The 21,876-nt window shown below is 52.7% G+C and carries 21 protein-coding genes and 1 riboswitch; of the genes, 6 read left to right on the top strand and 15 right to left on the bottom strand.

The genetic code is table 11. The features are described from left to right. Positions 1-48 precede the first annotated feature (48 nt). From B5D23_RS09310 to B5D23_RS09300, 3 genes are read left to right on the top strand one after another with little or no spacing between them, the layout of a single operon-like run. The gene (locus B5D23_RS09310; RefSeq protein WP_078685156.1) at positions 49-699 is read left to right on the top strand and encodes a biotin/lipoyl attachment domain-containing protein; all 651 of its coding nucleotides are present in this window, start codon (positions 49-51) and stop codon (positions 697-699) included. A 9-nt stretch (positions 700-708) separates the two neighbouring features. Next, complete coding sequence (locus tag B5D23_RS09305; protein ID WP_144012596.1) at positions 709-1,083, top strand: hypothetical protein; 375 nt, start codon at positions 709-711, stop codon at positions 1,081-1,083. Between the two features lie 22 nt (positions 1,084-1,105). After that, the gene (locus B5D23_RS09300; RefSeq protein WP_078685154.1) at positions 1,106-1,597 is read left to right on the top strand and encodes a single-stranded DNA-binding protein; all 492 of its coding nucleotides are present in this window, start codon (positions 1,106-1,108) and stop codon (positions 1,595-1,597) included. A gap of 56 nt (positions 1,598-1,653) precedes the next feature. On the opposite strand, the gene B5D23_RS09295 is transcribed toward B5D23_RS09300, so the two are convergent. After that, positions 1,654-2,907 carry a type II toxin-antitoxin system HipA family toxin gene (locus B5D23_RS09295; protein WP_159445965.1) on the bottom strand — a complete coding sequence of 418 codons (1,254 nt, stop codon included), beginning with the start codon at positions 2,905-2,907 and terminating at the stop codon, positions 1,654-1,656. A gap of 23 nt (positions 2,908-2,930) precedes the next feature. Beyond that, positions 2,931-3,275 (bottom strand): helix-turn-helix domain-containing protein, encoded by a 345-nt coding sequence (locus B5D23_RS09290; protein ID WP_159445964.1) that lies wholly within the window; start codon positions 3,273-3,275, stop codon positions 2,931-2,933. A gap of 330 nt (positions 3,276-3,605) precedes the next feature. Then, positions 3,606-3,733, top strand: a riboswitch (cobalamin riboswitch). Between the two features lie 157 nt (positions 3,734-3,890). Here B5D23_RS09290 and B5D23_RS09285 point away from each other — a divergent pair. The 3 genes from B5D23_RS09285 (at position 3,891) to B5D23_RS09275 (ending at position 6,748) form a co-directional block, all read left to right on the top strand. Beyond that, positions 3,891-5,990 carry a ribonucleoside triphosphate reductase gene (locus B5D23_RS09285; RefSeq protein ID WP_078685151.1) on the top strand — a complete coding sequence of 700 codons (2,100 nt, stop codon included), beginning with the start codon at positions 3,891-3,893 and terminating at the stop codon, positions 5,988-5,990. A gap of 59 nt (positions 5,991-6,049) precedes the next feature. Continuing rightward, entirely contained in the window at positions 6,050-6,283 is a 234-nt protein-coding gene (locus tag B5D23_RS09280) for a hypothetical protein (RefSeq protein WP_078685150.1), read from the top strand. A gap of 270 nt (positions 6,284-6,553) precedes the next feature. Then, the gene (locus tag B5D23_RS09275) at positions 6,554-6,748 is read left to right on the top strand and encodes a hypothetical protein (protein WP_078685149.1); all 195 of its coding nucleotides are present in this window, start codon (positions 6,554-6,556) and stop codon (positions 6,746-6,748) included. A 337-nt stretch (positions 6,749-7,085) separates the two neighbouring features. On the opposite strand, the gene B5D23_RS09270 is transcribed toward B5D23_RS09275, so the two are convergent. From B5D23_RS09270 to B5D23_RS09210, 13 genes are all read right to left on the bottom strand, one after another. Continuing rightward, positions 7,086-7,937, bottom strand: coding sequence for a hypothetical protein (locus B5D23_RS09270; protein ID WP_078685148.1), 852 nt, complete (start codon positions 7,935-7,937; stop codon positions 7,086-7,088). Positions 7,938-8,114: 177 nt separating this feature from the next. Further along, entirely contained in the window at positions 8,115-8,969 is an 855-nt protein-coding gene (locus B5D23_RS09265; RefSeq protein ID WP_078685147.1) for an FAD/NAD(P)-binding protein, read from the bottom strand. Further along, the gene (locus tag B5D23_RS09260) at positions 8,962-10,035 is read right to left on the bottom strand and encodes a 4Fe-4S dicluster domain-containing protein (protein ID WP_078685146.1); all 1,074 of its coding nucleotides are present in this window, start codon (positions 10,033-10,035) and stop codon (positions 8,962-8,964) included. The genes B5D23_RS09265 and B5D23_RS09260 overlap by 8 nt, the downstream gene beginning before the upstream one ends. Beyond that, entirely contained in the window at positions 10,035-10,994 is a 960-nt protein-coding gene (locus B5D23_RS09255; protein ID WP_234985079.1) for a 4Fe-4S dicluster domain-containing protein, read from the bottom strand. Before B5D23_RS09255 ends, B5D23_RS09260 begins: the two co-directional genes overlap by 1 nt. Then, a complete protein-coding gene (locus B5D23_RS09250; protein ID WP_078685145.1) occupies positions 10,987-11,493 on the bottom strand; it encodes a hydrogenase iron-sulfur subunit in 507 nt (168 codons plus the stop codon). Before B5D23_RS09250 ends, B5D23_RS09255 begins: the two co-directional genes overlap by 8 nt. Then, complete coding sequence (locus tag B5D23_RS09245; protein WP_078685144.1) at positions 11,481-13,439, bottom strand: CoB--CoM heterodisulfide reductase iron-sulfur subunit A family protein; 1,959 nt, start codon at positions 13,437-13,439, stop codon at positions 11,481-11,483. Before B5D23_RS09245 ends, B5D23_RS09250 begins: the two co-directional genes overlap by 13 nt. 20 nt (positions 13,440-13,459) lie before the next feature. Further along, positions 13,460-14,356, bottom strand: coding sequence for a CoB--CoM heterodisulfide reductase iron-sulfur subunit B family protein (locus B5D23_RS09240; RefSeq protein WP_078685143.1), 897 nt, complete (start codon positions 14,354-14,356; stop codon positions 13,460-13,462). Then, entirely contained in the window at positions 14,356-14,913 is a 558-nt protein-coding gene (locus B5D23_RS09235; protein WP_078685142.1) for a 4Fe-4S dicluster domain-containing protein, read from the bottom strand. The genes B5D23_RS09240 and B5D23_RS09235 overlap by 1 nt, the downstream gene beginning before the upstream one ends. A gap of 119 nt (positions 14,914-15,032) precedes the next feature. Beyond that, positions 15,033-16,214 carry an iron-containing alcohol dehydrogenase gene (locus B5D23_RS09230; RefSeq protein WP_078685141.1) on the bottom strand — a complete coding sequence of 394 codons (1,182 nt, stop codon included), beginning with the start codon at positions 16,212-16,214 and terminating at the stop codon, positions 15,033-15,035. Between the two features lie 396 nt (positions 16,215-16,610). Next, complete coding sequence (locus B5D23_RS09225; RefSeq protein ID WP_078685140.1) at positions 16,611-17,792, bottom strand: iron-containing alcohol dehydrogenase; 1,182 nt, start codon at positions 17,790-17,792, stop codon at positions 16,611-16,613. Positions 17,793-18,146: 354 nt separating this feature from the next. After that, positions 18,147-19,487: a sigma-54-dependent transcriptional regulator gene (locus B5D23_RS09220; protein WP_078685139.1), complete on the bottom strand. Its 1,341-nt coding sequence runs from the start codon at positions 19,485-19,487 to the stop codon at positions 18,147-18,149. Then, positions 19,480-20,682 (bottom strand): two-component system sensor histidine kinase NtrB, encoded by a 1,203-nt coding sequence (locus B5D23_RS09215; RefSeq protein ID WP_078685138.1) that lies wholly within the window; start codon positions 20,680-20,682, stop codon positions 19,480-19,482. The genes B5D23_RS09220 and B5D23_RS09215 overlap by 8 nt, the downstream gene beginning before the upstream one ends. Further along, positions 20,682-21,824 (bottom strand): iron-containing alcohol dehydrogenase, encoded by a 1,143-nt coding sequence (locus B5D23_RS09210; RefSeq protein ID WP_078685137.1) that lies wholly within the window; start codon positions 21,822-21,824, stop codon positions 20,682-20,684. The genes B5D23_RS09215 and B5D23_RS09210 overlap by 1 nt, the downstream gene beginning before the upstream one ends. Positions 21,825-21,876 lie beyond the last annotated feature (52 nt).

The following is a 21,876-nucleotide window of genomic DNA, read 5'->3' as shown; positions in this document are numbered from 1 at the left end:
GGGAGACCTGTCCGGCCCGGAAAATGTTATATCTTTAGGGGGCATTCCGTGATAGATGTCAAAGCCCTGCTGGAAGAAATGAAGGCGTCTCCTTTTGAGACTGTCGATATTCTGGCTCCCCATACTGGTACCGTTGAATACGCCATTACGGAACCGGGCACCAAGGTGACGGGCAAGTCCGGCACCTGGAATGAGAAGTCGGGAACAGTGCTGGCTACACTGGAGCGTGAGAAAAACAAAAAGATCATTGAAGCTCCGCTTAAGGGCGAAGTGGAAAAAGTTTTTCTGGAGCACTCCGGGCAGTTTGTGGAGCAGGGAACAAAGCTGTTTACCCTGCGTCACTACCTGACCAAGGATGAGGTTATTTCCCACATCCTGAAAAAAACACTGCATCTCTTCCATGCACCAGAGCAGGCCAAATATTATTTTGTGCCCGAAATTGATACCAAGGTGAAAGCCTCTGGCTCCAAGGCTGTGAGGGTTCACGATGGCATGGATCTGTTCATTATGTCCCGTATGAAGCGGGAAGTGTCTTTGCCATACACTGGCGAAGATGGACTGATTTATGCCGTGTACTTCAAACATAATGAGTCCGTGGCGGCAGGCGAACCATTGATTGGTGTGTGCCCCGAGGATTTGCTCCCGGTCATTCAGGACGTGATTAACCGCGTTCAGGGCGAATGGGAGGAGCACGAATAGGAGGAAAAAATGGGGAGAGTTCTTCAGATACGGGTTATGGCAACCACTCCATATCCTGAAGAAATTGAACGAACATGGCCCGCGCTTTATGCGCTTGCGTGGCCCGACCCGTTACCGCCTTCTCAGTCTCCACTCACCCCCCGAGATCTTCTCGAACTGGTTTCTACCCTTGACGACCAGCTTCGTTTCGGGTTGAAAGACAGGCACGTAAGGGACGCACTTCAATCTGACCTTGACCGGGCACTGTCCATTAAGGCAAAACTGGAAGATGCGCTTGCAAACTGGAAAGCTGGTGAAGCAAATTCACTCAGCACCCAGCTTGAAGATGCCCTTGATGCGCTAGAACAGAAAGCCCAGGATGCCGCTGCATCCGGGCAGAAATGAGAACCGAAATCGGGAGAATATTATGGCTTCTTTGAACAGAGTTATGCTCATTGGCCGTCTTGGCCGTGACCCTGAGCTTCGCTACACCCAGTCCGGTCAGCCTGTGACGAATTTCCGTATGGCTACTGACGAAAGCTACACTAATCAGCAGGGTGAGCGCGTTGATCGTGCAGAGTGGCACTCTGTTGTTGTCTTTGGTCGTCAGGCCGAGCCTTGCGCCAACTACCTGCACAAGGGTAGCCTTGTGTACGTGGAAGGAAGCCTTCAGACTCGCAAGTGGCAGGCTCAGGACGGTTCCGACCGTTACACCACGGAAGTGAAGGCCATGCGCGTTCAGTTCCTTGACCCCAAGGGCGCACAGCCTCAGGGTGGTCAGCAGCCTCGCCAGCAGCAGAATAATGGCGGCGGCTGGGGTGGCCAGCAGCAGGCACAGAATCAGCAGCAGTCTTCTTCTGAAGACCTTGGTCCTGCATTCCCGTCCGAAGCCTCTGGCATGGACGACGTGCCGTTCTAAAGACATAAGAATGAGTCTTTGACGCCCCTCGTACTTCGGTATGAGGGGCGTTTTTTTTACTCTTCGTAGGGTGATGCTGCGACGTGGTAGGCCTGCGCAAGGGCAGGAAGTTTTTCTTCGGGCACTCCGGCATCCTGATTGACCTGCTGCCAGTGCTTGTGCACTCGGGCGTGCATGTTCCGTACGATTCCGCGAGCCTGTTCTTTGGTCAGCAGAAAGTCTTCACAGTGGGACAGGGCATTGGGGAGTGTTGCCAGAGTCCCGGATTCACCAACGCCAAGGGTGAGGCGCGAGGGACCTGTTTCATAAAAAAGCGGCTGCGGCACAACGTCATAGGCCGGAGAGAGTCGCCATGTGCGGCGCTCAAAGGAATAGAGAAAGGCGTGATTGCACTGGTGGTCGTCTGTGTTGTTGCACAGGATATTGAAGACCATGCGTCGGAACAGTTCGGCGAGGTCGTCACTCAGGGTGTCCGTATCGCAGAATCTGCGCATGGATCGGGCAATATCGCCATAACTCCCCATGTGCATTTCTGGCACGCCGGTAAGGCTCATGGCAGTGAGGTAGGGCAGGCGGTTGCCGTTGGGTGCCCGGTCAAAACGTTCCGAAAGAAGGATGTCGCGACCTCCAGCCACATGAACTAGGCGACTCGCTGCGGTCCGAATGCCACAGGCAGCGGCAAGACGCATGGCTGCAAGCTCAATGCGGCAGGTCGGCCAGCTTTCGAGTTTTTGGGAAAATTTGGCAATCCACGGGCGCCCTTCAAATTCAAGCGTTGCCTTGGGCTGCGCTCCGCCAACAGAGGACCCCCGTACCAGAAAACGTCGGTATTCTGGTTTGAGTTCTTCGTAGTTCATGACTGCGTCTGCGGCCTCAAGCATTTTCTGGAGGTCCAGCCCATCGCCCGCAATGCGCTTGGGGCGCCATGCCGGAGTATAGGGCTTGGGACCAGAGAGATCCATGCCAAACGCGAGTGCACCAATGCGGTTTTGCTGGTCAAGGACCGTGAGGTATTCAAATTCGGAAGGGTGCGTGCCGTGCTCTTCTGCTGCGCGGTCCAGCAGGTGGCGCCCCCACCCATCAGGGCTTGCATCGCGAAAGCAGCCAAACAGCCCGAGAGTCTGGAAGCGCTCAGAAGTGAGCGGGAGCTGTCGGGGATCTATGGAGAGGGCATTGGGGCGCTCAAGATAGCGGCGGCCATAGGCAAACTCCGAGCTGAGCTGTTCCCCGTTTTGGCGCATGGTGAGTTTCCCAACAGGGACAAAGCCTTTTTGGAGATGCAGATACACATAGCATGAGTTCGTGGGCATGGATGCCTCCATGTTTGGCAGTGCTAAAAGTCGAGATCGTCGTCAACTCGCTTGCTGTCGACCCGTTGCCGAAGCTGCTGCTCTTCAAGAGCTTTTCCGAGCGTATCGGTGTCTGGGTGAGCAATATTTCCTATTTGGTCGATAAGTCCCAGAATTTCGAGAACCTGCACAAGCACGGCAAGCCCAACATTGGCTTTGCCAGATTCCAGCCGTCGTAGGGTTGGGACAGCCATGCCTGCTCGTTCGGCGAGTTCTGCCTGCTTGATGCCGCGTCTGATGCGGGCACGGCGGATATTTTTCCCCAGTTGCTGGAGCGCCGTATCTGCCTCTGGTGATAAGGCTCTGGAAAGAAGGGAGTTTTTGGCCATAAAAAACCTCAAAGCAATATATGTTTTCTCTAAATTCGATTTATAGCAATTATATGTTGCTTTTTGTGTTTCGGCAAGCGGGGAGATATGTTTTTTGTGATGATGCATGGAGCTTTTCTGGTGAGAAATTCTGATGAAATGAGAGGAGGCTGAATTTCGCAAAAAAGCATTGGCCCAGAAAAGGCAGGAAAGCAGGGGAAGGAACGCCCCTTCGAGATTTGTGCACAATATAGGGGAGTTGGTATTTTGAAAAAATAGGAGACAATCGCCTCTGGTGGCGTATAATTGCTCTTGAAGGGGGATTTTGATTCTGATAGACCCCCCAAACGTTCTCGAAATTTCTCTTCAGGTGACCTGATGTCTTTTGGAAATTCGGTGGAAATCCGAAGCGGTCCCGCCCCTGTGTTTCCCTCGCAAGAGGGAAGAGCCAGCACTCCAGCCTGAAGCATTTCTGACCATGAGCCTACGGGATAGGCCTGTGGACATGAAACACCTTCCCAATCGTATTCCACACGGTGACGGTGTGGAAAAAATACACAAAGGCAAAAAACACCAGCTACTGTGCCCCTGCACTGTGGCCTTTTTTTCTTGCCTGTGCTTTTTTGCGGAGATCCAATGCCGAAACAGATTCTTAAGCGCGACGGTTGTCTTGAAACCTGGTCTTCTGAACGAATTGCTAGTGCTATTCTGAAAGCTCTCAAGTCCAGTGGTATCAAGGACCCGCTTCTTGCAAAGCGCCTTGCACACAAGGTTGAAAAAATCATTGATACTGAGGGTGTGGACATCCCTGAACAGGAGTTTGTTCAGGATTGTGTGCAGCAGGCCCTGATGGAAGCCCGTCTGTACACAGTTGCAGAGCGTTACATCATTTACCGTGAGAAGCGCCGTGAAATGCGCAACCAGAATCAGGCGTACATCGATATTTCCCAGATGATCGAGAGCTACCTCGATCGTTCTGACTGGCGCGTGAACGAAAACTCCAATATGGTGCACTCCTTCCAGGGGCTTATCCTGCACATGGCCGGGTCTGTTCAGGCGCGCTACGTGCTGGAAAAGTATCCCGAAGAAGTTCGTGCTGCTCACAACCATGGCTATTTCCACCTGCATGACCTGTCCTTTGGCCTGGCTGGATACTGCTCTGGCTGGAGCCTGCGCGACCTTCTCCTCGAAGGATTCAACCTCAAGGGCCGTTGTTCCTCCACCCCGGCAAAGCATTTTGATGCTGCCTGCGGTCAGATTGTGAACTTCCTCGGCACCTTGCAGAACGAGTGGGCCGGTGCTCAGGCATTCAACAATGTCGACACCTACCTCGCCCCCTTTGTTCGTAACGACGGTCTGAGCTACCACGAAGTGAAGCAGCAGATGCAGAAAATGCTTCACAACCTGAATACCACCTCCCGCTGGGGTGGCCAGAGCCCGTTCACCAACTTTACCTTTGACATTGTGCCGCCCAAGCACATGGAAAAGGAAGCTGTTATCCTTGGCGGTAAGCTGATCGATTCCACCTATGGCGAGTACGCTAAGGAAATGGAAATGATCAACCGCGCATTCCTCGAAGTTATGCTTGAGGGCGACGCTGACGGTCGTATTTTCTCCTTCCCGGTTCCGACCTACAACGTGACCAAGGACTTCCCGTGGGAAAGCGATGCTGGTCATCTTTTGCTGAAGATGACTGCCCGTTACGGCGCTCCGTATTTCCAGAACTTCATCAACTCCGACCTGAATCCGGAAGACGTCCGCTCCATGTGCTGCCGTCTCCAGATGGACCTGCGCGAGATCCGCAAAAAGACTGGCGGTCTCTTTGGCGCTGGCGATCTGACCGGCTCCGTCGGTGTTGTGACACTGAACTTGCCCAAGCTGGCGTACCTTGCTGACAACGAAGAAGACTTCCTTGATCTTGTCAAAGAGTATGCTTGTCTCGCCAAGGATTCTCTGGAGTACAAGCGTAAGCTCATTACCCAGAACCTTGAGGCTGGCATGTTCCCGTATTCCCGCCGTTACCTCAAGAATGGCTACAAGGGCCATTTCTCCACTATCGGCGTGATCGGTGGTCATGAAGCGTGCCTGAACCTGCTTGGCAAGGGCATTGAGTCCGAAGCTGGCCTGCGACTGATGCGCCGTACCCTGAAGCACATTCGTACTCTGCTCGTGCAGTTCCAGGAAGAAACAGGCAACCTCTACAACCTTGAGGCTACTCCGGGTGAGGGAACCTGCTACCGTCTGGCAAAGATCGACAAGGATCTCTACGAAGACATCAAGACCTCTGGTTCTGACGTCCCGTATTACACCAACTCGACTCTGCTGCCTGTGGGCAAGACTGATGACGTTGTTATGGCTCTTGAGCACCAGAATCAGCTCCAGACCGTGTACAACGGTGGTACCGTATTCCACACCTTCCTCGGTGAAGCTGCTCCGAGTGAGGAGAGCGTGAAGAGCTTCCTGCTCCGCGCAATGGGCAACACCAAGATTCCGTACATCTCTGTGACTCCGACGTTCTCGGTGTGCGAAGAGCACGGCTACATCTTTGGTGAGCACTTCAACTGCCCCAAATGCGGTTCTGAGACGGAAGTCTACACCCGTGTTGTGGGCTACTACCGTCCTGTGAACCGCTGGAACAAGGGTAAGCAGGAAGAGTACCGGGATCGTAAGGAATACTCTATGGATTCCTTTTGCGAGACCGATGAAGAGCTTGCAGAAGAAACGGCCACAGCATAAGCTGAATTTACGGGAACTGGAGGGAGATTCCCTCGTTCAAACTGGGAAGGACTGTTGACGTGATTTTGAATGCACAGCAGCTGAAGGCACTTCGCCAGCGGAATGACGAGGAATTGCGAAAGGGACAGTATGCAAAGCATGGCTATCCCGCCCATACAATTCGAGACCTCTTGCAGACCGTAGAGGCCGTCAAAAAAGAAAAGAAAAAATGGCAACGCTTGGCCTCGGCTCGAGGTAAGACTTTGGAAGAAATACTGAGTCTTATTGAAAAGCAAAATTCTGGGTCCATGTAAGTTGCGAAATAAATAACAAAAGGCTGAAAGATTTTTCTTTCAGCCTTTTTTCATGTCGAAAATTTATCGTGTAAAATTTTTTGATAGAGACAATTTAAAGCGTCAAAATTTTTTCCAAAAAGGTCGTTTTGAGGTGGTTGGGCCGGGAATATCCTTTTGTACCAGGGGCTAAAAGAAATTTTAGAATTGATTTGAACCTCTATTCAGACAGCGCTATGCTCTCCTTAGATCATGTGATTTAAATCACAAAAAATAGAAGGAGGTCGAGCCATGAAAATAGCTGTAGAAATTACAGTGTTCGACCAGGTTATCACGAAAGTCGTCGACTATCCTGGTAGGCCGACAACACATGCGGAAGTCATCCAGTGGCTGATGGGCCAGACGGATTTTAAGTGGGCGGATTATGAACATGCACCGCTCGAAGATAAAATGATGTTCCATTACACAGATGGTCCGACACAATAAGCTGGACCTTTCCACACGGGAAAGAGAAAGCCCTCGCGTTGAGTGGGGGCTTTTTTTGTGGGGAAGTGGAACTGATTTTTGAACCTGAGGGATTTTAGCGGTGTTTATGGGGGGCAAGGTAAACAGACATGAGCTGATGCGAGCAGGTGCGTGTTTTTCGGCGTGCGCATTGCGTCCCTTTGGAGAATGCGAGAAAAGGCAGCGTAGCAGGGCGCGAAATTGAGAGAAGGAGAAAAGGCGGGCGCCAGTCAGGTGTGTCTGCTCTGGCAGGGCACAGGCATAAGCGGAAAGGTCTGCTCCATTCGCATAAAAAAGCCCCCGTGTGGGGGCTTGGTCGCTAGAAAAAAATAAAACTTTGCCGTTCGTTGGGAAGTGACCTGTTGCTTTGCAAAAGCAGTGAATTGTCCCGAATTTCCATTTTCTGGAGCAGGCTGTTTTCCCAGAGGAAAACCAGTGCCTTTTCGAGGCGCTCCGAAAATTTCTTTTCTGGATAACTCAGGTTGGCCAGTCTCCTGATTCGGTCCAGACTGATGCTACACGGATTGCCAGAAGCAAAGGCGAGTCCGTGGAGCCACTTGCACATGCCCCGGGCACCAATTTCATCTCTCTCCCGCAGGAACATACGAAGGGCGAGCCTGTCTCGAAAAGCGGCGTCTACGGCTGGGTGGATTTCGAGGAAGCAGCTTTTGCTATGGGTATCAAAAAGCAGTGAGCTGATGCACTGCATCCACATGCAGTACCGGGCGTTTTCTATGAGAATACGCGAGGATTCCAAGCGCTGGAGGCTTTGGGTAATACGCTCGCGACTTTTGAGACCGGGCCGAAGGCCCAGCTCATACTGCATCTCTTTGAGATCAAGGCGTGCAACGGCCTTTTCTGCGTTCCCCTGTCTGTGCCCGTGGTCTATGGCGTTGAGCAGAACGTCCAGATCGAACTGGTCAAATGCTTGCCCCGTAAAAATAAAACGCCGGGACGTCGAGGGAATATTGAGCGCAAATTGTTGATTGTCGTTTCGCTTTCGTCCCCAGCTTGCACGAAACAGGTTCGACGCAAGAATACTCACTGGAGTCAAAAGCAAAAAACGGTTTTCAGCAGGAGTCAGCCCAGTCTGGGCTGTGTTCTGTGACGCGTTGCTTCCGGCAATGTACCAGCCGGGGCTTTCAAAGTATCCGTCATCAGCAAAGAACATGGCTCACACTCCTTTGCACCTTTTTGCGGCGGCGTTCCGAAAAAAGGGAAAAGCGTGACAACCTTGAGTGCCGCTCCAGCGGGTCAGGCGAGCCTTATCCTGACGCGTGCATCTGGCAGCCAAAGTCAGGGAAGAGTCCCCGCCAGCACGAGGCTGGCAGGAACTCTGTAGTGACACTTACATGTCTGCGGGGAGGTCCTTGAGTTCTGCATAAGAGAACACCGGGCCGTGCACGCAAACGTATTTGGAACCGAGGTTGCAGCGACCACACAGGCCAACACCGCATTTCATGCGGCGTTCCAGTGTCGTGATGATCTGCTCATCCTCGAAGCCAAGCTTTTTGAGTGCCTGAATCGTGAACTTAATCATGATAGGCGGTCCACAGGTGATGGCGACCGTATTTTTCGGTGTCGCGTCCATCTTTTCCTGCAGGACGTTCGGAATCAGGCCAACCTCGTGGTCCCAGTTCTCGGCCTCGCGGTCGATGGTCAGGACGGTGTGCATGTCTTCGCGCTCCAGCCAGTCAGGAAGGTCAGCCTTGAAGGCCATGTCCTGAGGGCTGCGAGCACCGTACAGCAGAGAGATTTTGCCGTAATCCTTACGATTATCCAGCATGTACATAAGCAGGGTACGCATGGGAGCCATACCGATACCACCACCGATGAACAGGATGTCTTTTCCTTTCATGTCCTCATAGGGGAAGAAATTCCCCAGAGGTGCGCGAACACCAATCTGGTCGCCAGCCTTGAGCTGGTGCAGGCGGGTGGTCACTTCGCCAACTCGCATGACCGAGAACTGGAGGTAGTCCATTCTGGTCGGGGAGGAGTTGATAACAAAAGTTGCTTCACCAACGCCAAAAACAGAAAGCTGTCCAACCTGACCCGGCTCGAAGTGGAAATTCTTCATGCGCTCCGGGTTATTCAGGGTGACGCGGAACGTTTTGATGTTTCCGGTTTCCTCAATCACTTCCTGAACTGTTGCCATTTCAGGGAGGTAGAGGTTCTTCATCTTCTGTTCAGGATTACTAGTCATTGACGGCCTCCTTTGCGGCAGGCTCGCTCTTCAGCGCTTTTTTGAGAATCTCGCGGATGTCCATGCCAACCGGGCAGCTCCGTACGCAGCGGCCACAGCCAACACAGGCAAGAGCGCCATCATGATCTTCCGGATAGTAGGAGAATTTGTGTCCAACTCTGTTGCGGAAACGTTTCAGCTTGCCAGCTCTGGGGTTGTGTCCACTGCCTTCGAGGGTGAAGAGTGCGGACATACAGTTATCCCAGGAGCGGATACGAGTGCCAACGTTGCCCTTGCTTTCATCAGTGATGTTGAAGCAGTAGCAGGTCGGGCAGACGTAGGAGCAGGCACCACAGCTCAGGCATTTTGAGGTGATGTCGGTCCAGAAGTCTTCGTCCTCAAAGAGATCAAGAACTTTTTCCTGAATATTGGAGAGATCTGTTTTTTCTCCCAGAGCTTCGCGTGCGGCCTTGTGGGCAGCTTTGGCGTCAGCAAGGTCTGTGTCGTCAGCCGCACGGAAGTGCTCCGTGTCGACCAGCTCCTGACCAAGGGGAGAAATGGCGTCTGCAACATAGCCGCCAGTAACGGGGGTCAGCAGAACATCGACACCGTCGGTGCCTGCCGGGTCGCCACCAACCCAGTTGCAGAAGCAGGAAGAGTCAGGCTGCGTGCAGGCAAGAACCACAAACGCGGCTTTGTCGCGGCGTGCAGCATAGTATTTGTCGGTATGTTCCGGGTCTGTGTAGACACGGTCAATGACCTTGAATCCTGCGACGTCACAGGGGCGGGCGCCCACAATGACAGTTGGCTCAGCTTTGACAGTTTCCTGAACGTCCAGTTTGACCTGTCCGGGATTTTCCGGGTCCTTCACATAGCGGAATGCCATAAGCGGTTCGCTGCGAGGGAACAGGATTCCTTTTGGAGAAACCGTGCTGACTTTCTCAAGGCAAAGCGTGGCGTCGGTGCTGTAGGGGCGGAAAACAACGGCGTCGTTTTCTTTGACCGGAGCAACAACACGGCGCTTTTCAGAAAGCTTTTCAAGCCAGGGACCGAGGTTTTCTGTGCTGAGGAACTTGGCTGTAGACATTACCAGCTCCTTTCCTTGATGTTTTCTTCTTCCTTCTTGAAGCAGAGCAGCGGCGGCGTTGCTTCAATGTCGGTACCTGCCTCATAATCAAAGATGCGCTTCACTTCGCGATTCATCTTCTGACGCAGGGACAGAAGCGGGATGCCTACAGGACAAGCGCGTTCGCATTCGCCACATTCCGTGCAACGGCCTGCGGTGTGGAAGACGTGCATGATCTGGAACATCAGTTTTTCGCGAGGAGAATCATCCTGGCTGATCCAGTGCGGCTCGCGGCTGTCTGCGGCGCAGTGGTCGCGGCAGACGCAGAGCGGACAGGAGTTACGGCAAGCGTAGCAGCGAAGGCAGCGGGACATCTCTTTTTCCCAGAACTGGAAGCGTTCTTCGAGGCTCATGTCCTCAAGCTCTTCCAGAGTCTTGCAGCGGGCTTCCGGGTCAGTGCCTTCGGCTGGGGCCTTGCTTCCGGCGAATTCGTCGGAAATCAGGGCGTCCGGGTAGGCACAGGTCAGACATTTGTCTGCGGCAACCTGCTCGCGGGGGAAGTCATGGACTTTGTCGCCACAGGTGGCGTGTACCGTTGTGCCGTCCATTTCGATTTTGTCGACCTGTGCGCCGTCCAGAAGGTGCTGGAGTTTTGCAGTGGAGACAACACCATCACAGTGGAAACCGAAAATGGTGAGGTCTTCACGGGAGATCAGGTCTTCCTGGAGCAGCTCAATCACGGTGCGGCTGTCACAGCCCTTTACCACGATACCAACTTTTTTCCCTTTCAGGTCGGGGAGGTAACGGGCGAGGTTGTGGACACAGCTCGGTCCAAGCACGAGGTCCTCAAGGTCCTCTTCTTTACGGATAAACAGCGGCGAGGCGTGCAGTGCATCACGGCCTTTGCCCCATGCAATGATGAGGTCGAGGTCGGGCAGCGCCTTGCGCAGCATTTCTTTCAGTTCGGCAGAGCTAGGCACTTTGCGTCTCCTTTTCTTCCACAGGCATGCTTGCCTGGGCCATTGCCTGGAACTTGGCAAGTTCCTTGGCAACTTCTCCGGCTTCAAATGTCGGAATGGGGCCAAGCTCGTGAATCTGTTCGGTGAACTTGGTCACAACTTCCTGCCAGCGCTGGCCCTCGGACGCGGAGACCCATGTGTACTCAAAGCGTGCGGGGTCAATGCCAATGATGGGCAGGAACGACTTGAGCAGCTCAAGACGGCGACGGGCATAGAAGTTGCCCTCGGAATAATGGCAGTCATTGGGATGGCAGCCAGAAACGAGAACACCGTCAGCACCGCTCAAAAGTGCCTTAACAACAAAGAGTGGGTTCATTCTGCCGGAGCAGGGAACTCGGATAATACGCAAGTCAGTTGGCTGAGTGAACCGGCCAATACCAGCAGTATCTGCACCGCCGTATGAGCACCAGTTGCACAGGAACCCAACGATGCGTCGTTCTTTACCTTCTAAAACTGGCATAAGGCATCGACCTCTGCGAGAATCTGGTTATCTGTGAAGTGCGAAAGCTGAATGGCACCCTGCGGGCAGGTGGATGTGCAAATACCACAGCCCTGACAGACCGTTTCAATGACAGATGCTTTGATCTGGCCACGGAATTCGATCATTTCGATAGCACCAAACGGACAGGTCTTTGCGCATTTACCGCAGCCAACGCAGCGGGTCATGTTGACGCTTGAGACCTGAGGATCGCTTTCGAGCTTATCCTTGGAAAGGAGTCCAAGAACTTTACCCGCAGCGGCACTGCCCTGGGCAACAGAGGACGGAATGTCCTTGGGACCCTGACAGGAACCTGCGAGGAAAACGCCAGCCGTATTTGTTTCAACTGGGCGCAGCTTGGGATGGCCTTCCATGTAGAAGCCATAGCTGTCGTAGGAAATACGCAGCTTTTCGGCGAGTTCAGAAGCACCTGTTGCTGCTTCGGCACCAACGGCCAAAACAACCATGTCAGCTTCGACCTCAACCTGAGAACCAAGCAGGGTGTCCGCGCCACGGACAATCAGTTTGTCTCCGCTGGGGTAAATCTTGGAGACGCGGCCTCGGATGTAGTTTGCTCCGTATTCTTCCTGAGCACGGCGGACAAACTCATCATAGGCCTTTCCTGGGGCACGGATGTCCATGTAGAAGACGTAGGACTGGGACTCCGGCAGATGGTCTTTTGCCAGAATAGTCTGTTTTGCCGTGTACATGCAGCAGAAGCCAGAGCAGTAGGGGCGGCCAACAGAAGGATCTCTGGAACCAACGCACTGAATAAAGACAATGTCTTTTGGCGTCTTGCCATCAGAGGGGCGCTTGATGTGCCCGCCCGTCGGGCCAGAAGCCGAGAGCATGCGTTCGAACTGGAGAGAGGTGATAACATCAGGATAGCGGCCTGCACCGTATTCGCCATAGACAGTCCAGTCGAAGAGATCAAAACCGGTAGCGGCAATGATGGCGCCGACTTTTTCGGTGATGATTTCGTCTTTCTGGCTGTAGTCAATAGCGTCGGAAGGACAGACCTTTGCGCAGACACCGCATTTTCCCTTGGTCAACTTGATACAGTAATCAGGGTTGATGGCTGCCTTTTTGGGGATAGCCTGAGGGAACGGAATGTTGATTGCCGTTGTGGGGGCAAGGTGCTCGTTGAAGGGGTCGTCGGTCTTTTTGGCCGGGCACTTTTCAGTACACAGACCACAGCCCGTACATTTGTTCCAGTCAACGTAGCTTGCTTTTTTGCGGATCTGAACGTCGAAGTTGCCGACGTACCCGTCTACCTTGTCTACTTCGGACAGGGCATAGAGCGTAATTTTGGGGTGCTGGGCAATCTCAACCATACGTGGTCCAAGAATGCAGCTTGAACAGTCAATGGTTGGGAAAGTTTTGTCGAGTTTAGACATCTTGCCACCGATGCTCTGGGTCTTTTCGACCAGAACAACATCGAGGCCAGCGTCAGCACAGTCGAGCGCAGCCTGAATGCCAGCAACACCACCGCCAATGACCATGACCTTATGGGTCACGTCAAACTGGCTGGACTGGAGCGGGCGGTCATTACGCAACTTCGAAACAGCCATCATCACAAGGTCAATAGCCTTGTTGGTGTTGGCTTCCATATCTTTGCCAATCCACGAAACGTGTTCGCGGATGTTTGCCATTTCAAACATGTAGCGGTTCAGCCCGGCGCGCTCCACAGTCTTGCGGAATGTGGCTTCGTGCATGCGGGGTGAACAGGAAGCAACGACAACACCATCAAGCTGGTGTTCCTTGACTGCTTCCACAATGGATTCCTGTCCGGGTTCGGAACAGGTGTACATGGTATCTGTGGCGAAGACGACTTCCGGAAAACTCCGGGCAGCCTCGGCGACTTGTTTGGTGTCCACAGTGCCAGCGATGTTGCTGCCACAGTGGCACACGAATACTCCGATTCTCATCTGCGCTTCTCCTCAGGTCTCTAGCGAGCCGCAGCCGCTTCCGCAGTCTGCTTTCCCATGTTTTTGAGCACCCGGTCTGGGCTGACGTAGAGCTTGTCGAGAGCGAGAAGCTTTTCGTCGAGGCCAAGGGCCAGCCCAATGAGCTGGGTGTAATAGAATACGGGCATTCTGTGGTGGGACTTGTTGGCTCTGTTAATCTGACCCTGCCGCATGTCGAGGTTCATCTGACACAGTGGGCAGGCTGTGACGACTGCATCGGCACCAAAGGCCGCAGCCGTATCCAGAATGCGTCCAGAAAGCGTGGTCACGACCTTTTTGCGAGTCATGGCAACGGATGCACCACAACACTCGGTCTTGAGCGGGAACTGGACGACTTCGGCCCCAAGGGCCTCCATGAGAAGATCAAGCGCCATCGGATTTTCCGAATCACCAAAATCCATCAGCTCTTCTGGACGGTTGAGCATACACCCATAATAGGGGGCAACTTTCAGGCCTTTGAGGGGCTTGACCGTGCGGGATTTCAGTTCTTCTGGACCAATCTCTTCAAAGATAATCTGGAGGACGGATCGAGAATCAATGTCTGTGGGGATAGAGCCATCAACAAGCTTTTCCACACGGGCACGGAATTCATCATTCTGCAACTTGTGCTGGGTCGAGCGCAGGTTTTTGAGACAGCTCGGGCACGGAGTTGCAATTTTCTTGTGGCCCATCTGGCCAGCAAGCATGATGTTTCGTCCTGTCAGGGCAGCGGAAAGTGCGGGGTCCACGGCGTGTGCTGGCGTGGAACCACAACAGCTCCAGTTAGGAATTTCTTCAAGTCCAACGCCAAGCCGTTCGCAAACAGCCTGGGTGGAGATTTCGTACTCTATGGATGATCCTTTGTTGGAGCAACCGGGGTAGTAGGCGATTCGACTCATTATGCGTTCTCCTGTTCGTAACGTTCGAAAATCTTCTGGATTTCCTCACGTCCCTGAATGTCTTCCGGCTTAAAGGACATTTTGCCCTTGAGCAGGACCGACGGTCCAAGGTCGGCGTTTGCGAGCAGGCGGCCTGTACGCGTCATCCACGCTGTCATGAGTCCGATTTCGAAGATGCGTCCGTGTTTCTTTACGGAGTCGAGGAAGCATTCCCAGAACTTGCGAATATCTTTTTCTGCGACAATGCCTTCCTTGCCTGCGATGTTACGCAAGGTGTCCATAATGCGGGCCACATCGATGTCGTTGGGGCAGCGCGCCGTGCAGGTCTCGCAGGACGCACAAAGCCAGATCGAGCGGGATTTCAGAACTCGGTCGCGCTGACCGGCCTGAAGAAGCCGCATAATCTGGCTGACGGGAATGTCATAAGCAAAGTCAACGGGGCAACCAGCTGTACACTTGCCACACTGGTAACAGTGCGAGAGCACCTGGCCACTTTTACGTTCAACTTCGTCCACAAACTCCCGGTCATATGAGCTGTTTACTCTGACTGGTTCCATCTGTGTTTCCTGATCTGATTTGTGGGAGAAGACCCACCTTCAATAAAGCGGGTCTTCTTCCTGCCAAAAATCAACGTATGCTTCCCAAGTGTGGGGCACTTGAGAGGTACGTTAGAGCCTTAGAAGGCTTCTTCGTAAATCCGGTGAACCTCCCGGTCGGTTGGACGGCGGGGATTGGTCAAAGAACAGGCATCCTTCTGGGCGTTCTGCGTCATGATTTCGATATCCTTGGGGGATACCTTCTTGCCATAACGGGTTCCGAGTTCGGAAATGGTCGCCGGAATGCCAACGTCCTTCGACAGCGTCCGGATCGATTCGATGAAGACTTCTGCCGCGTCTCGCTTCGACATACCTGTGATGTCCTCTCCCATCCAGGTAGCCATCTCAGCGAATTGGTCAACACATGCAATAAGGTTGTATTTCTCAACGTGAGGCAACAGGATGGCGTTGCATTCGCCATGGGGCAGATCGTAGAATCCACCGAGCTGATGTGCCATTGCGTGTACGTGGCCAAGGCTGGCGTTATTGAAAGCCATGCCAGCCAGGTACTGGGCATAACACATTGCCTCACGAGCCTCTATATCCTGGCCATTTGCGACCGCGCGGCGCAGATTGTGTGCAATCAGGCTGATTGCTTTCTGTGCGCAGGCGTCGGTCAGCGGGGTTGCTGCTGTAGACACATAGGCCTCAACAGCGTGAGTCAGGGCATCCATGCCAGTAGCTGCGGTCAGCGCCGGGGGCATGCCCATCATCAAAAGTGGGTCATCCAATGCAATGCCAGGAGTAACGCGCCAGTCAACGATTGCCATTTTCACCTTGCGGCTGGTGTCCGTAATGATGCAGAAGCGGGTCATTTCGGAGCCAGTACCTGCCGTGGTGTTCACTGCAACGTAGGGAGGCATCGGGTTCGAGGATTTATCAATGCCTTCGTAATCGTGAATCTTGCCGCCATTGGCGACAACCAGGCCAACACCTTTGCCGCAGTCATGTGAGCTGCCGCCGCCAAGTGTGATGAGCGAATCGCACTTGTGGTCCTGATAGGCCTTGACGCCTTCAGCAACGTTTGTGTCGGTCGGATTCGGCACTGTGTCATCATACACAACACAGTCCATACCATTATCCTTCAACAAATCAACAATCTGCTTCGTGATTCCAATCGCTGTGATGCCCTTGTCCGTCACTAACAGGGGCTTCTTGCCACCGAGAGCCTTGATGCGAGCAGGAATTTCCTTGTGTGCACCAATACCCACCAGAGTCACGCTAGGAATAAAGAAACCGTTAACTTCTTCGCGTACTGCCATGTCACACCGTCCTTGTATTGAAGATAATGTTTCAGCATGCCGTTATTTCTCATGAGTACTTTTCTATAGGCAAGTATCGGGCCAAAGTGAAAAGTGAGGAAACACGCGGGTTTTGTGAAAACAGCAATGGACAAATTGTCTCATTGTTTACCTGCAAAACATGGAATCGGGTGCATTTGGATGCAAAAATATGTCAAAGAACCTTGGGAAGGGGCGTGGTACAAGCTTTTTGGAGTGGTGTATCGTTTTGATCCACTCTTTATCGATACTGTGTCATGCCGTCTCTATGCAATAAGTATATACTATGTTTCGTATATATTTCAAAAAATAAAAAACAGCCAGCAATAATTTCTTTTTTAGAAAAAATTACTGACTGTTTTTTACTGTTACAGGGTTTTACAGAGCTTCAGCATAGATGTTTTGGACATCGTTCAGGGTCAGCTTGCGTGGGTTGGTCAGCACGCAAACGTCTTTCTGGGCATTTTCTGCCATTGTTGGAATGTCTTCGGAGCGCACATCCTTTCCATAGCGTTTGCCGAGTTCGGTAATGCTCGTTGGAATGTTTACATCACGAGACAGAGTCTTGATTGCTTCGAGGCAGAGTTCTGCGGCCTTGCGTGCAGACATGCCGTGGGTGTTTTCTCCCATCCATTCTGCCATTTCTGCGAAGCGATCAAGATTTGCAATCAGGTTGAACTTCTCAACGTACGGGAGGAGGATGGCATTACATTCGCCGTGCGGCAGATTGTAGAATCCACCGAGCTGATGTGCCATGGCGTGTACGTGGCCCAGGCTGGCATTATTGAAAGCCATACCAGCCAGGTACTGGGCGTAACACATGTCTTCACGGGCCTGGATGTCTTGTCCATTTGCGACTGCGCGACGCAAGGACGAGGCAATGAGCTTGATAGCCTTTTCGGCACAAGCATCCGTCAGAGGAGTGGCCGCAGTGGAAACATATGCTTCGACAGCGTGGGTCAGAGCGTCCATACCTGTTGCAGCCGTAAGTGAGGGCGGCATGCCGACCATGAGCAGCGGATCGTCAAGGGCAATGCCCGGAGTGACGCGCCAGTCAGCAATAGCCATTTTCACCTTACGGGAAGTATCTGTAATGACCGCAAAGCGGGTCATCTCGGAACCAGTACCAGCGGTGGTATTGACCGCAACATACGGGGGCATGGGCTTGCTTGCCTTGTCGATGCCTTCGTAGTCGTGGATGCATCCACCATTGGAAGCGACAAGGCCAATGCCCTTGCCACAGTCATGGGAGCTGCCACCACCAAGGGTGATGATGGAATCGCAGTCCGCGTCGCGATAGACCTTGAGGCCTTCCTCGACGTTATGGTCAGTCGGATTCGGAACGGTTTCGTCATAGACAACGCAGTCCATGTCCTGTTCCTTCAAAAGATCAACGATCTGCTGGGTAATACCCACGGAGGTGATACCCTTGTCCGTGACCAGCAGAGGCTTCTTCCCACCAAGAGAACGAATGCGAGAGGGAATTTCCTTGGATGCACCAATACCGATGAGAGTTACACTAGGAATAAAGAAACCGCTTACGTTTTCCTGCACTGCCATGATCTACCTTCCTTGTATTGGGGTGGAGATTTTTATCTACAGAAAGAGTGATTTGTTCCGTCACTTTTCTCTAGGCATAAACCGGGCCAACCCTGAAAACACAAGGAATAGCACCAAATGTGTTCTTAACAGCTTGTTTCTGTGTGATTTTTCCGTTGCCTTCTGACGCAGTCTTTTATGCTGTATCAAGCTCGTGAAAAGTTCCACGTGGGATTTGCCCCGCCAGCTATGCAAAAAGCTGGATCGTGTCGAAATGGGACAGTGAAAAAACAAGCTGTGTCAATGCGACCCAAACCGGTGAAAACCGTTTTCTCATAGGGCCAAATAAAAAGAAAAAAAGTAATAAATTTGTGTCTACAGGTGAAATTTTTCGATTTTTCTGTAGAGCGTTTTTCTGCCAATCCCAAGGGCCTGCGCTGTTTTTTGGCGATTGCCATTATAAAACTCCAGCGCTTTGGAAATATGCTCCCGTTCCATGCGCTCCAGAGAGAGAACTCCAGCTTCCTGATCGGCTGCGGACTGGTCTGCAATCTCCTGAGGGAAGCACTTCCGGGTGATGGTGCCATTTTCGGAAAGGATGATGCTCCGTTCCAGCACATTGCGAAGTTCGCGGACATTGCCTGGCCAGTCATAGGCCAGAAGGCACTGCATGGCTCGTTCGCTGACAGTGTAGGGGCGCTGCCCCATCTGTTCACTCAGCTTGCCAAGGAAGAATTCAACGAGCAGGGGAACGTCTTCGCGGCGATCCTTGAGCTGTGGAATATGAATATTGAACACGTTGATTCTGTGGAACAGGGCTTCATGGAACCGGCCTTCTTCGACCTCGAGAGCAAGGTTTCTGTTGGTCGCAAACAAAAAGCGGATATCAACGGTTCGCTCTTCCTTTTCTCCCACGCGCCGGTAGGTGTGGGCTTCCAAAACGCGCAGCAGTGAGGCCTGAACTTCGATGGGCAGTTCGCCAATTTCATCAAGAAAGAGGGTGCCGGTGTGCGCAAAGGTCATCAGACCTTCTCGGTTTTCCGTTGCGCCCGTAAATGACCCACGGGTGTGTCCAAACAACTCACTTCGGGACAGCTCGCGTTGCAGGGTGGCGCAGTTTTTGACGACCAGCGGCTTGTTGGAGCGGGTACTGGCGAGATGCACGCTTCTGGCGACGACATCTTTGCCTGCACCAGATTCACCTGTAATGAGCACCGGAACTGACGTGGGCGCGACTTTGTCGATAAGGAAGCGAATGCGTTTGATGGATGATGAACATCCAACCAGCTGCGCACCTGTACTGTCCTTTTGGGTGTGCTTGTAGCTTCTGTTTTCTCGCTGGAGGCAGCAGCGCTGCCATGCGCGGTCAACAAGCAGCTCCACCCGGTCAAGACGGAATGGCTTGGTAATATAGTCGTACGCTCCGCAGCGAATGGCTTCTACAGCATTATCAATATTGCCGTGTCCGGTGACCAGAATGACTTCCACATCCGGGTCCATGTCTTTGAAGTCTGTCAGCAGTTCCAGACCGTCACCGTCAGGCAGTCGGATGTCGGAAATAATGACGTCAAAGTGTTCCTGCCGGGCGTTTTGCCGGGCAGATTCTGCGGTGCTTGCAGTGACAATGATTCTTTCCGGGCTGCTGAGTTCTTTTTGCAGCAGGCGAAGAATTGGCTCTTCATCATCAATAATCAAAACTTTATATGGATCAGACACGGTTACCTTCCGTAATGGTTGGAAGTTTCACAGTGAAGCATGAGCCTTGATCCGGGCAGCTTTCCACAAGAATCTCTCCGCCGTGGTCCCGCACGATGGTGTAGCAGGTGGACAGGCCAATACCGATGCCCTTGCCCACGGGCTTGGTGGTAAAAAATGGCTCAAAGAGCATGTCCCGGTTTTCCGTCGGGATGCCGCAGCCTGTGTCTCGAACCTGGAGGCAGACAAAGTCGTCAGCAGCAGTGGTTTCAAGATGAACTTCACCTTTTGGCCCAATGGCATCCAGAGCATTGGTCAGCAGGTTGAGTGTCACCTGTTTGAGCTGTGCTTCGTCTCCCATGATGAGTGGCAGAGATTCATCGAGCTGCATGTCGTGGCGGACGTTGGGAAGCTTGCGGAACTGATGGTGCAAGAGCTTCATCGTGTCCGAGGCCACCTGATTGAGGCTCACAGGCATAAAGTCAGACATCACAGGGCGGCTAAACGTGAGCAGGATTTTAACGATTTCCTGACAGCGAAGGCATTCTTTCAGGATGGTATCGGTGTAGTCACGCAGGTCCTCGGCAAGGTCATCAGGAACGGTTTCCTTGAGCCGGGCCAGTCGGCGCTGAATGCCTTCTGCGTAGCCTGCAACAGCCGCAAGAGGGTTGTTGATTTCATGAGCAACACCAGCCGCGAGAACGCCGATGGTTGCCATTTTTTCTGCCTGATAAAATTTGGCCTGAAATTCTTTTTGCAGGGTCACATCACGCTTAAAAATAAGAATTCTGTGTTCAGAGAAATCAGGGCTTTTGAGTGGTGAGGCCACCATGTCGAACTGCATGTTCCGGCCATTGATACGAAAAATTGCCGTCTCCCGACACACCGCATTGGTCGAGAGAGATCGAAAAGCCGGGCACTCCGGGCAGGGGTGGTCGCAATGCCGAAAAATACTGTGACAGGTTTTCCCAATGGGGTTGATGCCCGGGAAAAGCTGCTCAAAAACGTGGTTTACGGAGATGATGGTCATGTCTTCAGAGAGCACCATCATCACGTCGGTGATGCCATCAAGAATTGCGGCAATTTCCCGGCGCTGATTGTCCAGCTCCTGATTGCTGGATGTCAGTTCCTTAATTGTTTTTTGCAGTTCCTGAAAAAAGTTGAGCTTGCTGTGCTCAATACCAATAAGGTCTTGGAGTGAGGTCTTGTTTGGCATTACCACGCCTCCAGACAAATATTGAGCAGGTCCTGCCAGTCTGCTTCGCGGGGATTGGTGACCGCGCATGCGTCATGGACTGCCATTTTGCAAATCTGTTCGAGATACGACCTGTCTGGAACAATATCCCGAAGGCGAACCGGTATTTTCATGCGCTCAAACATAACCGCGAGGCTCTCGCAGCCCTGTTCGGCAAGGGTTTGCGATGATTCCATGCGAACGCCCACAATGGTCCGGGCAATGTTCGCCATTTTTCGCGTACAGCTTGGAATGTTGTAGCGCATGACCGCCGGGAGCAGGATGGGGTGAACCATGCCGTGCAAAACGTCAAATCGACCACCAAGAGAGTGGGCCAGAGCGTGCCCAATACCAAGACCAGCGTTACTAAACGACATGCCCGCTTCGGTGCTGGCGATGGACAGGTTTTTGAGCGCATCAAGATCTTTGTCCTCTGCTGCGCGGGTGATGCTGTCCAGAATAAGCCCTATGGCATTGAGCGCCTGAGATTCCGTAAAGGGTGAAGCGAGCCGCGAAACATAGGATTCGATGGCGTGTGAAAGTGCATCAATGCCAGACGCCAAAATCAGTTCGCGAGGGTTGGTTGCCAAAATCTGCGGGTCAATGATCGAAATGTTTGGGACCAGAGAACGGCTGATGATGGACATTTTTACGTGCCGTTCCATATCTGTGATGATGGCGTACTGCGACACGTCCGAACCACTGCCTGCGGTGGTCGGAATAAAGATCATTGGCGGAAGAGGGCGCATGATTCTGTTTGCGCCTTCGTAGTCCCGAATTCGTCCCCCATTGCTGACGATGGTTGCAATGCCTTTTGCCCCATCAATAGGACTTCCACCACCTAAGCCAATAATGGCATCGGCGTTTTGCTCAAGGTAAAGCTCTGCGCCCTTGTGAACCTGCCAGTCGCGGGGATTGGAGGAAATTTCATTAAAAAAGACACACTCCAGCTTATCCTTCCGGAGTATATCAATAATGCGTTCAACCCAGCCGGAAGCTTCCAGACCGGGATCGCTGACCAAAAAAATGCGCCTGGCTCCAAGCCGGTGCGCACAGGAGGCAAGGTATTTGATGCTGCCGTTCCCAAAAATAACTTCGGGAATGGCAAACTTGGTGATCTGCATGCTCTGCTCCTCTCAGGAAAATCTCTCACCCATAGAAATTTTTCCATGAAAT

The organism is Desulfobaculum bizertense DSM 18034 (genome assembly GCF_900167065.1).
In the GTDB taxonomy this organism is placed as follows: Bacteria; Desulfobacterota; Desulfovibrionia; order Desulfovibrionales; family Desulfovibrionaceae; genus Desulfobaculum; species Desulfobaculum bizertense.
The sequence above is the reverse complement of the archived record's forward strand: the minus strand, read 5'-3'. Positions and strand labels throughout refer to the sequence as shown.